This is a genomic window from Providencia sp. PROV188 (assembly GCF_027595165.1).
Taxonomy (GTDB): Bacteria; Pseudomonadota; Gammaproteobacteria; order Enterobacterales; family Enterobacteriaceae; genus Providencia; species Providencia lanzhouensis.
This window is the reverse complement of record NZ_CP097291.1, coordinates 3,863,558-3,878,942: the sequence shown is the minus strand read 5'-3', so window position 1 is coordinate 3,878,942 and position 15,385 is coordinate 3,863,558. Positions and strand designations below refer to the sequence as shown.

The 15,385-nt window shown below is 46.0% G+C and carries 13 protein-coding genes; 11 read left to right on the top strand and 2 right to left on the bottom strand.

Annotated elements, in window-relative coordinates:
• Positions 1 to 401: 401 nt before the first annotated feature.
• The 5 genes from rpmH to mnmE all read left to right on the top strand — a co-directional run bounded on the left by rpmH (position 402) and on the right by mnmE (position 4,287).
• Entirely contained in the window at positions 402 to 545 is a 144-nt protein-coding gene (gene rpmH, locus M5X66_RS17915; protein ID WP_004906236.1) for a 50S ribosomal protein L34, read from the top strand.
• Positions 546 to 563: 18 nt separating this feature from the next.
• Entirely contained in the window at positions 564 to 923 is a 360-nt protein-coding gene (gene rnpA, locus M5X66_RS17910) for a ribonuclease P protein component (protein ID WP_006660612.1), read from the top strand.
• A complete protein-coding gene (gene yidD / locus M5X66_RS17905) occupies positions 887 to 1,147 on the top strand; it encodes a membrane protein insertion efficiency factor YidD (protein ID WP_006660611.1) in 261 nt (86 codons plus the stop codon). Before rnpA ends, yidD begins: the two co-directional genes overlap by 37 nt.
• Before the next feature lie 2 nt (positions 1,148 to 1,149).
• Entirely contained in the window at positions 1,150 to 2,811 is a 1,662-nt protein-coding gene (gene yidC, locus M5X66_RS17900; protein ID WP_036950675.1) for a membrane protein insertase YidC, read from the top strand.
• 111 nt (positions 2,812 to 2,922) lie between these two features.
• Complete coding sequence (gene mnmE, locus M5X66_RS17895) at positions 2,923 to 4,287, top strand: tRNA uridine-5-carboxymethylaminomethyl(34) synthesis GTPase MnmE (RefSeq protein ID WP_036950677.1); 1,365 nt, start codon at positions 2,923 to 2,925, stop codon at positions 4,285 to 4,287.
• A gap of 97 nt (positions 4,288 to 4,384) precedes the next feature.
• On the opposite strand, the gene fdhD is transcribed toward mnmE, so the two are convergent.
• Positions 4,385 to 5,215 carry a formate dehydrogenase accessory sulfurtransferase FdhD gene (gene fdhD / locus M5X66_RS17890; RefSeq protein ID WP_036950679.1) on the bottom strand — a complete coding sequence of 277 codons (831 nt, stop codon included), beginning with the start codon at positions 5,213 to 5,215 and terminating at the stop codon, positions 4,385 to 4,387.
• Positions 5,216 to 5,390: 175 nt separating this feature from the next.
• Between fdhD and fdnG the strand changes: the two genes are divergently transcribed.
• From fdnG to fdoI, 3 genes are read left to right on the top strand one after another with little or no spacing between them, the layout of a single operon-like run.
• The gene (gene fdnG, locus M5X66_RS17885; protein WP_080684239.1) at positions 5,391 to 8,438 is read left to right on the top strand and encodes a formate dehydrogenase-N subunit alpha; all 3,048 of its coding nucleotides are present in this window, start codon (positions 5,391 to 5,393) and stop codon (positions 8,436 to 8,438) included.
• Between the two features lie 11 nt (positions 8,439 to 8,449).
• Positions 8,450 to 9,394 carry a formate dehydrogenase subunit beta gene (gene fdxH, locus M5X66_RS17880; RefSeq protein WP_270103781.1) on the top strand — a complete coding sequence of 315 codons (945 nt, stop codon included), beginning with the start codon at positions 8,450 to 8,452 and terminating at the stop codon, positions 9,392 to 9,394.
• Positions 9,391 to 10,047 carry a formate dehydrogenase cytochrome b556 subunit gene (gene fdoI, locus M5X66_RS17875; RefSeq protein ID WP_036950687.1) on the top strand — a complete coding sequence of 219 codons (657 nt, stop codon included), beginning with the start codon at positions 9,391 to 9,393 and terminating at the stop codon, positions 10,045 to 10,047. Before fdxH ends, fdoI begins: the two co-directional genes overlap by 4 nt.
• A 71-nt stretch (positions 10,048 to 10,118) precedes the next feature.
• Here fdoI and M5X66_RS17870 read toward each other — a convergent pair whose 3' ends face one another.
• On the bottom strand, positions 10,119 to 10,772 hold the full coding sequence (locus M5X66_RS17870; RefSeq protein ID WP_036950690.1) for a YoaK family protein: 654 nt from the start codon (positions 10,770 to 10,772) through the stop codon (positions 10,119 to 10,121).
• Positions 10,773 to 11,088: 316 nt separating this feature from the next.
• Here M5X66_RS17870 and fdhE point away from each other — a divergent pair, with 316 nt between their 5' ends.
• From fdhE to selB, 3 genes are read left to right on the top strand one after another with little or no spacing between them, the layout of a single operon-like run.
• Positions 11,089 to 12,024, top strand: a complete 936-nt coding sequence (gene fdhE, locus M5X66_RS17865) for a formate dehydrogenase accessory protein FdhE (RefSeq protein ID WP_036950693.1) — start codon at positions 11,089 to 11,091, stop codon at positions 12,022 to 12,024.
• A 36-nt stretch (positions 12,025 to 12,060) separates the two neighbouring features.
• The gene (gene selA / locus M5X66_RS17860; protein ID WP_270103779.1) at positions 12,061 to 13,452 is read left to right on the top strand and encodes an L-seryl-tRNA(Sec) selenium transferase; all 1,392 of its coding nucleotides are present in this window, start codon (positions 12,061 to 12,063) and stop codon (positions 13,450 to 13,452) included.
• A complete protein-coding gene (selB, locus tag M5X66_RS17855) occupies positions 13,449 to 15,317 on the top strand; it encodes a selenocysteine-specific translation elongation factor (protein WP_108479133.1) in 1,869 nt (622 codons plus the stop codon). The genes selA and selB overlap by 4 nt, the downstream gene beginning before the upstream one ends.
• The last annotated feature ends 68 nt before the right edge of the window (positions 15,318 to 15,385 follow it).

Sequence of the window (15,385 nt, the reverse complement as noted above, 5' to 3'; positions counted from 1 at the left end):
CGCTAAGATCCTTGCGCTTTAGGGAGGAGTCCGTATAATCTTCCTCCCTGTGTACACTGCGAATGTCACTTTTTATGATGAATTTAGGCAGCATGGTTTTATGGGTAACGTCAATAAACGCTTGAGTTGATTGAAAGTTAAACTGTTAGACTTGCCTAAAAGGTAGCATAAATGAGTTCCATACGTAGCTTGTCACGGCACATATCGGCAAACCGGTCAGCCAGGTTTAAATAAAAAGTGGTTTGATTACGTCATTTTATTGACGTGACCCCCTATGTTTTATTACAATCCTGCCTCTTTCTATATTGTTGCGATAGAGGCACAGGTGTAAATCAGTTTCCACTGGTTGCCAACGCGTTTACTGAATCAGTAATAAATTTTAAAGTTAGGTAGAAATCGTTATGAAACGCACTTTTCAACCGTCCGTACTGAAGCGCAACCGTTCACACGGTTTCCGTGCTCGTATGGCCACTAAAAATGGTCGTCAGGTTCTGGCTCGCCGTCGTGCTAAAGGCCGCGCTCGTCTGACCGTTTCATCTAAGTAATAAAGCTAGCCCTCTATAGTGGTTACGCTCGCTTTTACCCGGGAGTTACGTTTGTTAACTCCCAGGCATTTCGACAATGTCTTCAAGCAGCCGCAGAGGGCGAGTTCCCCAGAGATAACAATCCTTGGTCGCCTTAACGAGCTGGGGCATCCCCGCATCGGTCTTACCATCGCCAAAAAAAATGTTAAACGTGCTCATGAGCGTAATCGTATCAAACGATTAGCCCGTGAATATTTTCGTTTGCATCAACATGAGTTGCCTTCAATGGACTTTGTGGTTCTGGTTCGCAGAGGGGTAGCCGATCTCGACAATCAACAGATTACGGAATCATTGGATAAGTTATGGCGTCGTCACCGTCGCTTGGCTCAAAAGTCCTGATCATGCTGATCAGAGGTTACCAACTGGCTATTAGTCCGTTGTTAGGACCTCGTTGTCGTTTCAATCCCACATGCTCTAATTACGGAATTGAGGCATTGCGCAGGTTTGGTATGCTAAAAGGTAGTTGGTTAACTGCCAAACGCGTATTAAAATGCCACCCTTTACACGCTGGTGGAGATGATCCTGTCCCACCTAGAAAAACTGATGATAATAGAGAATTATAACGATGGATTCCCAACGCAATCTTCTACTCATCGCTTTGTTGTTCGTGTCGTTCTTAGTTTGGCAGGCTTGGGAGAGCGATAAAGTTGCTCAGGAAACCAAGGCTGTTCAAGTTTCTCAGCAAAAGACGGACATGCCGAGCAGTGCAAGCAATGATGGTCAAGCGGTCACAGGTAGTGAACAAGGTAAGCTTATTGCCGTTAAAACCGACGTACTTGATATTCGTATCAATACTCGTGGTGGTGATATCGATGAGGCTGACCTGTTAGCCTATCCAGCAACCCTGAATTCACCAAACCCATTCCGTTTATTGGAAACCACACCAGGTTTTGTTTATCAGGCTCAAAGTGGTCTGATCGGTCCTCATGGTCCAGACAACCCAGCGAATAACAATGGTCAGCGCCCTCTTTATACTTCAGATGCAGCAAGCTTTGAGTTAAAAGATGGTCAAGACGAATTACGTATTCCGATGTCCTTCACCGATAATAACGGTGTGGTTTATCAGAAGACGTACATTCTGAAGCGTGGCAAATACACTGTTGATGTTGAATACAACATTCAAAACCCAACTGCACAGCCTTTAACACTTGCGTTCTTCGGACAATTAAAGCAAACCATCGCTTTACCAGAACAACGTGACACTGGCAGCAGTAACTTTGCTCTACATACCTACCGCGGTGCGGCTTACTCTTCTGATGAAAATAACTATAAAAAATATAGTTTCAGTGACATCGAAGATAAAAACTTAAGCCTGACAACCAAAGGTGGTTGGGTCGCGATGCTGCAACAATACTTTGCAACTGCGTGGATCCCAGCTTCTTCTGAGCAAAGCACTTTCTACACCATTGATCTCGATAAGAAATCAGCCATCGTTGGTTATAAGAGTGAACCTCTGACCATCGCATCAAATGGTGCTGCGACCTACTCTTCTACACTGTGGATTGGTCCTGAAATTCAGTCAGAAATGGCGGAAGTTGCTCCTCATTTAGACTTAACCGTAGATTACGGTTGGTTATGGTTTATCTCTCAGCCACTGTTCAAACTGTTGAAATTCATTCACGGTTTCGTTGGTAACTGGGGTATTGCCATCATCGTTATCACCTTTATCGTCCGTGGTATTATGTACCCGCTGACTAAAGCGCAGTACACCTCAATGGCGAAAATGCGTTTACTGCAACCTAAACTGGCTGCAATGCGTGAGCGTATTGGTGACGATAAACAACGCATGAGCCAAGAAATGATGGCTCTGTACAAATCAGAAAAAGTAAACCCACTGGGTGGTTGTTTACCGCTGCTGATTCAAATGCCAATCTTCCTTGCGTTGTACTACATGTTGATGGGTTCTGTTGAACTGCGTCATGCACCGTTCTTTGGTTGGATCCAAGACTTGTCTGCACAAGACCCGTACTACATCCTGCCAGTGCTGATGGGTGTGACGATGTTTGTTATTCAGAAGATGTCACCAACTACCGTGACTGACCCAATGCAGCAGAAGATCATGACTTACATGCCAGTCGTATTTACCGTGTTCTTCCTGTGGTTCCCATCAGGTCTGGTTCTGTACTATATCGTGAGCAACTTAGTCACCATTATCCAGCAGCAGGTTATTTACCGTGGTCTGGAAAAACGTGGCTTACATAGCCGTGATAAGAAAGCGAAGAAATAATCTAAATTCCAATCGAGTTTAGAGGGCTTCACAAAGCCAGATTCTATAGTAACATTGAGGCGATCCATTTAGGGTCGCCTCAATTTTTTTAGTCATAGACAGAGAAACATCATGCAAATCAACGATACTATCGTCGCACAGGCAACCGCTCCCGGTCGTGGTGGGGTTGGAATTTTACGTGTATCCGGCCCGCAAGCAGCCCTTGTTGCTGAAACAGTACTCGGAAAGTTACCGAAGCCGCGCTATGCCGATTATCTGCCATTTCGTGATGCAGATGGCTCTGTTCTTGACCAAGGGATTGCTATTTATTTCCCGGGACCTAACTCTTTCACTGGGGAAGATGTTCTTGAACTACAAGGGCATGGTGGTCCTGTTATTCTCGATTTATTACTCAGAAGAATTCTGACCATTGCCAATATCCGTATTGCCAATCCGGGGGAATTTTCTGAGCGTGCATTTTTAAATGACAAACTCGACTTGGCGCAAGCCGAAGCGATTGCCGACCTGATTGATGCGAGTTCAGAACAAGCGGCACGCTCCGCGATGAACTCTTTACAAGGGGCTTTTTCATCCCACATCCACCAGTTAGTGGAAGCGCTTACTCACTTGCGCATCTATGTGGAAGCGGCGATTGATTTTCCGGATGAAGAAATTGATTTCCTATCTGACGGTAAAATTGAAGCTAAATTAAACGAAGTGGTAGCGGATTTAGAAGATGTCCGTTCACAGGCTCGTCAAGGGAGTTTGCTGCGCGAAGGCATGAAAGTGGTGATTGCTGGTCGTCCAAATGCGGGTAAATCTAGCTTATTGAATGCGTTAGCGGGGCGTGAAGCGGCGATTGTGACGGATATTGCGGGGACTACCCGTGACGTCCTACGTGAACACATTCATATTGATGGTATGCCGCTGCATATTATTGATACCGCCGGTTTACGTGAAGCCAGCGATGAAGTTGAACGTATCGGTATTGAACGCGCATGGAAAGAGATTGAACAAGCCGACCGTGTGCTATTTATGGTAGATAGCACCACGACAGATGCTACGGAGCCACAAGAAATTTGGCCTGAATTTATGGCTCGCTTGCCAGAAACATTACCAGTTACGGTTATTCGTAATAAAGCAGATAAAACAGGGGAATCTGTAGAATTTGTTGCTGATGCCCGTTACCCACTGATCCGTTTATCTGCTCGTGAAGAAAAAGGCATCGATTTGCTGCGTGATCACCTCAAAGAAACCATGGGCTTCAATAGCAACACAGAAGGTGGTTTCCTTGCCCGTCGTCGCCACTTACAAGCATTGAACAATGCCGCAACCCACCTTGCACAAGGCTATGACCAGTTAGTGAACGCTCGCTCCGGTGAGCTGCTGGCTGAAGAGTTACGCTTAGCTCAGCAAGAACTGAGCGAAATCACCGGTGAGTTTACCTCCGATGATTTGTTAGGGCGTATTTTCTCGAGTTTCTGTATTGGTAAGTGATTAAGATAAATAAAAAACCATTTTCCTGACATCGGGAAAATGGTTCTAGCCCACAGACATTGCATGTAAATTCATTTAGGCGGTGAGTGAATACTGGTTAGTCTATCACCCGGCTCGGATGGGTAAACACGGTGGCTTTACCTTGGCGGCAGAAACCGACCAGCGTTAAATTGGCTTTTTCGGCGACTTCAATCGCCAATGATGTTGCGGCTGAAACCGCAAATAGAATTTCCGCACCGCAGCTTGCGGCTTTTTGTACCATCTCATAACTTGCGCGACTAGACACTAAAATAGCCCCTTGCTGCCAATCAGAACGGCTTTTCATTCCCAGTAGCTTGTCTAGCGCGACATGGCGACCCACATCTTCACATCCGCCCACTAAGCGACCTTCAGGAGAGATCCACGCAGCTGCATGAGTACAACCAGTTAATGCGCCAATTTCTTGAACTGTCTTCAATTCTTGTAGAGCGTTATCGAGATAAGATAATGAGAATGTTTGAGTGAATGGCAGCGGAGTGATAGGCTTAAATATCTCATCGAGCTGTTCTGTACCACAAATACCGCAGCCAGTTCGCCCAGTCAGATTACGACGACGCTCTTTGAGCGCCATAAAACGGCGGCTTGATAACTCAATATGAACTTCAATGCCTCGGTGACAACCTTGCGCAATATCAATTCCGCGAATTTCATCACGGGATTGTATTATCCCTTCTGATAATGAAAATCCGACAGCAAAATCTTCCAGATCTTTGGGTGTCGCCATCATTACCACATGAGATATCCCGTTATAAACGAGAGCGACAGGGACTTCCTCCGCAACGAAATCATTAACCAGTGAACCGAGGTTATTTTTTTGTTGCACGATTGTGGATTGAACGCCGATCATTTTAGATAATTTAGGGTTATTTGTAGTATTTGTTTCATACATTAGATGAATTCCTATCACTAATGATACATAATATTCGATATGGGTAAAAAGAATTTACACCATTCATCAGGCAATGAACCTGAATACGTAAGGAAGACGTTGAATAAGAACAGTTTACCTCAAATTTTGTGACGAAGTTAGGTAAACATGAGCAATGTATATGAGGAGATCCCCCATGCAAGTCAGCAGAAGGCAGTTCTTTAAGATCTGCGCTGGCGGTATGGCAGGTACAACGGCAGCAGCGCTGGGTTTTGCTCCAGCAACTGCATTAGCCTCTACACGCCAGTATAAACTACTGCGTGCAAAAGAGACTCGAAATACCTGTACCTACTGTTCTGTCGGCTGTGGGCTGTTAATGTACAGCCTAGGTGATGGCGCGAAGAATGCGAAAGAAAGCATTTTTCATATCGAAGGGGACCCGGATCATCCGGTAAACCGTGGTGCACTTTGTCCTAAAGGTGCAGGATTAATCGACTTTATCCACAGTGAGAGTCGACTCAAGTATCCAGAAGTTCGCGAACCAGGCACTAATGAATGGAAACGCATCACTTGGAACGACGCGTTTGACCGCATCGCCAAGTTAATGAAAGAAGACCGTGATGCAAACTTCATTAAACAGAATAAAGATGGTGTAACGGTCAATCGTTGGTTAACCACCGGTATGCTGTGTGCATCAGCGGCAAGTAACGAAACAGGTTTTGTAACCCAAAAATTTAGTCGCGCCCTCGGCATGCTTGCCGTGGATAACCAAGCGCGTGTCTGACACGGACCAACGGTAGCAAGTCTTGCTCCAACATTTGGTCGCGGTGCGATGACCAACCACTGGGTTGACATTAAAAACGCAAACCTGATCGTCGTTATGGGCGGTAATGCGGCAGAAGCGCATCCAGTCGGTTTCCGCTGGGCGATGGAAGCGAAAATCCACAATAAAGCAAAATTAATCGTTATCGATCCACGCTTTACCCGTACTGCGGCTGTGGCGGATTTTTACACGCCTATCCGTTCAGGTACCGATATTGCCTTCCTGTCAGGTGTTATCAAATACTTGCTGGATAACGAAAAAATTCAACGTGAATACGTTGAGGCGTACACCAACGCCAGCTTAGTTATCCGTGAAGACTTCGGTTTTGATGACGGTCTGTTCACCGGTTACGATGCAGAAAAACGTCAATACGACAAAACCACGTGGAACTACGAGATGGATGAGAACGGCTTAGCGCTGCGCGATCCGACTCTGAAAAATCCACGTTGTGTTCTGAACCTATTGAAAGAGCACGTGAGCCGTTATACCCCAGAAGTGGTTAACAACATCTGTGGTACGCCAATCAAAGACTTCTTACAAGTCTGCGAATACATTGCAGAAACTAGCGCGAAAGACAAAACAGCGTCCTTCTTATATGCGCTGGGTTGGACTCAACATACCGTTGGTGCGCAGAACATTCGTACCATGGCGATGATCCAGTTACTGCTTGGTAACATGGGTATGTTAGGTGGTGGTGTGAACGCACTGCGTGGACACTCCAACATCCAAGGTCTGACTGACTTAGGTCTGTTATCTCAGAGCTTACCGGGTTACCTGACATTACCATCAGAAAAACAAACAACCTTAGAAAGCTATTTAGCGGCGAATACACCAAAAGCGACCGTTGCTGGTCAGGTGAACTATTGGGGCAACTACCCTAAATTCTTCGTCAGTTTAATGAAGACTTTCTATGGCGATAAAGCGCAGAAAGAGAATAACTGGGGCTTCGACCTGTTACCTAAGTGGGATCAGGGCTACGACGTTCTACGTTATTTTGAAATGATGGATAAGGGCGAAGTTAACGGCTATATCTGCCAAGGCTTTAACCCATTAGCCTCATTCCCGAACAAGAACAAAGTCTCGAAATCGCTTTCTAAGCTGAAGTTCTTAATTACTATCGACCCGCTGAACACAGAAACTGCAAACTTCTGGCAAAATCACGGCGAAATGAACGATGTGAAACCGGAAGAGATTCAAACCACCGTGTTCCGTCTGCCATCTTGCTGTTTCGCTGAAGAAAACGGTTCAATTGTTAACTCAGCACGTTGGTTACAGTGGCACTGGAAAGGTGCAGACGCCCCAGGTGAAGCTATCAGTGATGGTGAAATCCTGTCAGGTATCTACCATCGCCTGCGTCAAATGTATGAAACTGAAGGCGGCGCAGTACCTGAACAGGTTCTGAGCATGACTTGGGATTACCTCGACCGCGATAATCCAACGCCGGAAGAAGTGGCTCAAGAAAGCAACGGTTACGCATTAGAAGACCTGAAAGATGCTGACGGCAACGTGATTGTGAAAAAAGGCGAACTGCTTAGTTCGTTTGCGCAATTACGTGATGACGGTACGACGGCTAGTGGTTGCTGGATCTTCTCTGGTAGCTGGACGCCGAAAGGTAACCAAATGGCTAACCGTGATAACTCCGACCCAACGGGTCTGGGTAACACATTAGGTTGGGCATGGGCATGGCCACTGAACCGCCGCGTGATTTATAACCGTGCGTCGGCTGACCCAATGGGTAAACCATGGGATCCGAAGCGCCAAATCCTTGAGTGGAATGGTAGCAAGTGGGTAGGTATGGATATTCCAGACTACAGCACTGCAGCCCCAGGAAGCGGTGTCGGTCCATTTATCATGCAGCCTGAAGGTATGGGTCGTTTATTTGCACTGGATAAGATGGCAGAAGGTCCATTCCCAGAGCATTACGAACCAATCGAAACGCCGCTGGATACTAACCCGCTGCATCCAAATGTGGTGTCAAACCCTGCTGCTCGTGTGTTTAAAGACGACTGGGCGCAAATGGGTAAAGCGACTGAGTTCCCATACGTGGGTACCACTTACCGCTTAACTGAGCACTTCCACTATTGGACGAAGCATGCGCTGTTAAATGCCATTATCCAACCTCAACAGTTCATTGAAATTGGTGAACGTTTAGCGAAAGAAAAAGGCATCGAGCAAGGCGATACGGTTAAGGTCAGTTCTAAACGTGGTTACATCAAAGCGAAAGCCGTGGTCACTAAACGCATTAAAACCCTGCAAGTGGATGGAAAAGACATCGATACCATCGGTATTCCAATTCACTGGGGCTTTGAAGGTGTTGCAGTGAAGGGCTTTATCACCAACACATTAACGCCATATGTGGGTGATGCGAATACTCAGACGCCGGAATTTAAATCATTCCTTGTCAACGTGGAAAAGGTGTAAGGAGATAAATTATGTCAATGCAATCTCAGGACATTATTCGTCGCTCGGCCACCAATTCCCTGACGCCCGCACCTCAGGTGCGGGACTATAAGGAAGAAGTTGCAAAGCTGATTGACGTCACAACCTGTATCGGCTGTAAAGCGTGTCAGGTTGCGTGTTCCGAATGGAACGATATCCGCGACAAAATCGGAACAAACGTTGGGGTGTATGACAACCCAACGGATTTAACCGCTAAGTCATGGACAGTAATGCGCTTCTCTGAAGTGGAAGAGAACGATAAATTTGAATGGCTGATCCGTAAAGATGGCTGTATGCACTGTGCTGATCCGGGCTGCCTGAAAGCATGCCCATCAGAAGGCGCAATCGTCCAGTATAAAAACGGTATCGTGGATTTCCAATCTGAACACTGTATCGGTTGTGGTTACTGTATCGCGGGTTGCCCGTTCAACGTGCCACGCATCAACAAAGAAGACAACCGCGCATACAAATGTACGCTGTGTGTCGACCGTGTTGAAGTCGGTCAAGAGCCTGCTTGTGTGAAAACATGTCCAACTGGCGCTATTCATTTTGGTAGCAAAGAAGACATGATTGGCATGGCTGGCGAGCGTGTTGAAGAGCTGAAAACTCGTGGTTATGCAAACGCAGGTTTATACGATCCACAAGGTGTGGGCGGTACGCACGTTATGTATGTATTGCACCATGCAGATAAGCCGCAGTTGTATCACGGATTACCAGAAAACCCGACCATCAGCCCAACAGTTACCTTCTGGAAAGGTATCTGGAAGCCGATTGCTGCGGTTGGTTTTGCGGCAACATTTGCGGCGGCAATTTTCCACTATGTGGGAATTGGTCCAAACCGCGTCTCCAAGAAAGATGAAGAAGAGGCTCTAGAAGATTTGCATAACGCAATGTCGTCTGACACTTCGAAATCAAAAGACGGGGAGGATCAGAAATGATGCCAGATGATAACGACAAAATTATTCGCCACAAACCGATTGAAAGGATCAATCACTGGGCGGTTGTGATTTGCTTCTTGTTCACGGCTATCAGCGGGCTGGGCTTTTTCTTCCCATCGCTGAACTGGTTTATGAACATTTTAGGCACGCCACAACTGTCTCGAATTTTGCATCCATTTGTGGGTACGGCGATGTTCTTGCTGTTCGTCTTTATGTTCTTCCGTTATTTCCACCATAACTTCATTAATAAAGAAGATATCAAGTGGGGGAAAAATATCGGTAAGGTACTGAAAAACGAAGAAGCTGGCGACGTAGGCCAATATAACCTCGGTCAGAAAGGGGTGTATTGGGTGGTCACTATCTGCTTACTGGCATTGGTTGTCACTGGCGTGATTATGTGGCGCCCATTCTTCGCGGACTATTTCCCAATCCCAGTGTACCGTGCAGCGATTCTTATTCACTCGCTGTCAGCCATTGGCTTGATCCTGATGATTGTTGTGCATGCGTATGCGGCAATTTGGGTCAAAGGCTCTGTGCGTGCGATGGTTGAAGGTTGGGTAACACGTGGTTGGGCGAGAAAGCACCACCCACGTTGGTACCGCGAGCTAGTTGCTAAAGAGAAACAGCAACAAGAGCAGCAAGAGAAAAACTAAGTGTTTTTGTCTCGATGAATCAAGCCCACAACATTGGTTGTGGGCTTTTTTTATCACTAAAATAGATAGTGCTAATCACGGATTGTGAAGCTGTAAATTAGCGCACATCCCAAGAGAACTAATACGGCAGAAAACCCGACATATTGGTAATTCACCGATAAAACCCCGCCCGCTAATCCCCCCGTAATAAAAGAGAGTACAGCCAAGAGTAAAACTTTTTTGCTACTGTCCCCGGGCACATTTTTCAAAAAGGCATTAATGCAGGATGTGGTCATGCCGGTGACATAGGTGGAGTGGATCCCAACTGTTCCTGCCTTATTAAAATAACCATTTTGAATTCCCATTGATAAGCTGATCAGCAAAATGGCTAAATCAGGTGAATACAAAGGCTGGATGAAAAAATAAATAGTGAAAACACCACTAAATATTAAAAATACCAGACCTAGAACAAAGCGGTATAACACGATTGCGCTATGCTTGAGCCGAATCCAAGAACCCAAAAATGTTCCTGCAAAAAATCCTAATATGGAAATTGCAGAGAGTAGCAACATGCCAATATTCATTTTGGCGAGGTAAATCATACTTAAAATGCTATTTCCCGTCAGATGGCCAGTAAATACCTCAAAGATGACAAATGAGCAGGCATCGACAAATCCGCCAATAAAGGCAAGCAATAAAAAGAAGGGTGTGTGAGACTTCGCTTCGAAGTGAAATAATGACGTCATATTGTTGCCCTTTATGATGCGGATAGAGAGCACACTATTATATGTGCCAATTGGATTAACATCATGGAAATAACAGTAGTTATATCAAATAAAAATGCCCTAATACCAATTTGTTATTTCCACATACAAACCAGGGTTAACAACGGTGAATATTCGGAGGGCTAGAGTAGCCTATCAGCGACTTTTGTTTTATCCTGACGGGTAAAACGGCAAGACTTGCTGGTTAATCGAATATTTTCTTAGAGGCTTGCGGGGAAATGCGAATAGGCAATTTCTCGGAGTAAGTTGTTATAAAAAATATAAAAGAGAGAGAGCAATGGGTATTCGTATCGTCCCGAAAGAAGAATTAGGTCAAGAGAGATTAAAAGAGAAAGGCATCGGCTTTATTCCGCCTGTTTTATTCCCGAATTTAAAAAGCCTTTATCAACGTCGTGCAGAAAGATTAAAAGAGTTAGGCGTTGGTGAACATCCTTTTGCAGATTATCTGAACTTCGCTGCGGAAGTGGCAACGGCACAAAATAATGCGCAACATGACAATCCATTAGAGATGGATATGGAAGCGGTTTTAGCGCGTTCAATGGCAACGAATACTGCACCATTAGATGCAAAAACATTCCCACGCACGGATCACTGGCACAAATTATTACGTTCAATCATCGCCGAATTGATGCCGATCGTGCCAGATTCTGTCCGTACTGCCTTGGAAAACTTAGAAAAAGCATCAGAAGCTGAACTCGAAGAGATGGCAACTGCGCTGTTAAACGAACAGTTTGAAAAAGTCCCTGCGGATAAATCTATGTTCATTTGGGCGGCATTGTCTGTCTATTGGGCACAAATGGCCGCCAATATTCCAGGTAAAGCTCGCGCAGAACACGGAGATCACCGTCATTACTGCCCAGTGTGCAACAGCATGCCTGTTTCTAGCATTGTACAAATTGGGACTAGCCAAGGCTTACGCTATTTGCACTGCACACTGTGTGAAACAGAGTGGCACATGGTTCGTGTGAAATGCAGTAACTGCGAACAAACTCGTGACCTGAATTACTGGTCTCTGGATGATGAAAATGCGGCAGTGAAAGCAGAAAGTTGCGGTGACTGTGGTAGCTATCTGAAAGTCTTATACCAAGAGAAAGAAGCCAAAGTGGAAGCGGTAGCGGATGATTTAGCTTCGATCATTTTAGATGCACGTATGGAAGAAGAAGGTTTTGCTCGTAGCAGCATTAACCCGTTCTTATTCCCTGGCGAAAAATAATCTGTTAGCTGCACAGTAAGAAAGAGAAGAGTGACTATGGATGAATCAAATGTCGCGCTATACCGCCAGCTACCAGCCATCGATAAGCTTTTGCAATTCGATGAAGCGCAGGTGTTGGTAGAGAAATCGGGTCTGCATTGGGTCACGGAATGTCTTCGTGAAATGCAGGAACAAGCGCGAGCATCTATCGCACAAGACGGATGCTTACCGGATTGGCACGGTGATTGGTTAGCAGAACTTTCTGTTCGCCATGATAAATTGCAATACAGTGCGTTAAAAAACGTCTTTAATTTGACTGGGACTGTGTTGCACACCAATCTAGGACGTGCGGTGATGTCCAACACCGCCATCCATGCGGTCTCGCAAGTGATGAGCTCGCCAGTCACTTTAGAATATTCTCTTGATGGTGCAACGCGAGGGCATCGTGACCGTGCTATTGCTGACTTACTGTGCCAACTAACAGGGGCAGAAGATGCCTGTATTGTGAATAACAATGCGGCGGCGGTTTTACTGTTATTAGCCACGGTAGCTCCGCAGCGCGAGGTGATTGTCTCTCGCGGTGAGCTGGTGGAAATTGGGGGCGCATTCCGCGTTCCCGATGTGATGGCTCAGGCAGGCTGTAAATTGGTTGAAGTGGGTACCACGAACCGAACCCATTTACGGGATTATGAAAATGCCATTAATGACCAAACTGGGTTGTTAATGAAGGTGCATACCAGTAACTACAGTATTGAAGGCTTTACCGCGGAAGTTGAAGGGGAAGAGCTAGCTGTTTTAGGGCAAAAATACCAATTACCAACGGCGATTGATTTAGGCAGTGGGTCAATGATTGATATGACTGCATATGGATTACCTGCGGAGCCGATGCCACAAGCGTATTTATCTCAAGGCATTGATTTAGTCTCTATTTCTGGAGACAAACTTCTGGGAGGACCTCAAGCGGGGATCATTCTCGGTAAGAAAAAATGGATTGATGCCATTCAAAAACACCCCTTAAAACGAGCCCTTCGCGTAGATAAAATGGTGCTAGCTGCGTTAGAAGCGACGCTAAAACTCTATTTAACCCCTGAAAAACTTACCACTGAACTGCCGACATTACGTTGGTTAACACGTTCCCAAGAAGAAATTAGGCAGAGTGCCGAAAATATCCTCGTGAAGCTGCAAGCTTATTATGGGGATCGTTTCTTTGTCGAGACTGAGCCTTGTTTATCACAAATTGGTAGCGGCTCTCTTCCTGTTGACCGATTACCCAGCTATGCGATTACATTCGCGCCTCTTGATGGAAAAGGCGGTAATTTAGAGCGTCTTGCCAACCGTTGGCGTCAATTACCTCAGCCTGTGATCGGACGTTTAAAAGAGGGCAAATTGTGGCTAGACCTACGTTGTCTTGAGGATGAACACGAGTTAGTGCAGGCGTTATTGTCATGATTTTTGCGACAGCCGGTCATGTTGACCATGGTAAAACATCGTTAATTCAAGCGCTGACAGGCGTGAACACCGCGCATCTTCCAGAAGAGAAGAAACGCGGAATGACCATCGACCTTGGCTATGCGTATTGGCCGCAATCTGACGGTAGCTCAATCGGTTTTATTGATGTTCCCGGACATGAAAAATTTCTCGCGAACATGTTGGCGGGGATCGGTGGGGTTAATCATGCCCTACTGGTGGTGGCGTGCGACGATGGAATAATGGCGCAAACCCTTGAGCATTTGTCGATTTTACGACTTGCGGGTTGCCAAGATGTCTCGGTGATTTTAACCAAAGCCGACCGTGTTGATGAGTCGAGAGTGGCAGAGGTCACTCAGCAGGTTCACGCGGAACTGCGTCGCCAAGGCTGGTTGAATGCGCCACTATTTATCACTTCAGCAAGTACAGGGCTGGGCATTGATGCACTGCGTCAATACTTACAGCAACTACACCAACAACATAATTCTTCTACTAACCTGCAACAGCGCTTTCGTTTAGCCATCGACCGTATTTTCCATGTGAAAGGGGCGGGGATTGTAGTCACAGGAACGGCGCTAGCGGGTAAAGTGAATGTGGGTGAATCCTTATGGGTGACGGGGGCGGATACTCCAGTCCGTATTCGTGGGATTCATCGCCAAAACCAAGTGGCTGAGTTTGCTCAAGCAGGGGATCGCGTCGCGCTTAACTTAACGGGGAATATCGATAAAGAGTCGATAACCCGTGGTGATTGGCTGCTGGCCGAGCAACCTGCTTTTATCGCCTCTCGGGTGATAGTGGAACTGACTTGTGATGCGCCACTTAAACATTGGCAACCCGTGCATTTATACCACGGTGCAAGTCACATTACAGGGCGAGTCTCTTTGCTGACAGAATCGGGCGAAACACCAATGTTGGCAGAGCTGATTTTAGATACGCCACTGTGGCTGGTGGATAATGACAGATTAATTATTCGCGATATTAGTGCGCGGCAAACCCTTGCTGGTGCGCGAGTGATCCGCTTAGTGTCTCCGCGTCGTGGTAAGAGACAACCTGAGTTTCTCGATTGGCTATCCCGTTTATGTGCAACGGATGATGAGCTGGCGCAGCTTAACCTACAGTTACCCAGCGGTGAGCTAGACTTAAACAGTTACGGTTGGTCGCGCCAGTTAACTCAGTCGGCATTAGATTCCTTGTTGGAACAAGTTGATATTGTTCGTGTCGGCGATGTCGTACTTTCTGCGTTTAAAGCGCAGGTTGCCAAGGACAAGTTGACTCAATCCCTCGAAAACTTCAATGAAGTTCATAGCGACCAGATTGGTGTCGGTAAAGCGCGATTGAAACGAATGGCGCTGCCTACGATGGATGAAACCTTGGTATTCAAATTGATTAATGATTTGATTGCCGAGGGGGTGATTAAGCAGACTCGTGGCTGGTTGCATATGCCGCAGCATGGGTTAGTGTTTGATGCCAAGCAGCAAGGTATTTGGCAACAAGTGGAAGGGCTGTTCTCGCATCCTGAAGCTCGTTGGGTACGCGATATTGCCGTAGAAACAGGTCACGATGAAGATACTATTCGCCGTATACTGAAAAAAGCTGCACAAATGGGGATGATCGTAGCGATTGTGCGCGATAGGTATTATAGCAGCGAACAGATCCGCCAATTTGCCCAAATTATTTCACGTCATTGTGCTGATCACGAGGTGATTTTTGCCGCTGATTTTCGTAATGAACTGGGTATTGGTCGTAAACTTGCGATTCAAATTCTCGAGTTCTTTGATAAAAGTGGCTTTACTCGTCGTAAAGAAGATGGGCATTATTTACGAGATAAAGGCATTTTTGTTGAATAAATTGTAGGGTTTTCGCCATTATAATGTTGGCAGTTTTGTTAACCTTGATACCTTTTTGTGAATTGTGG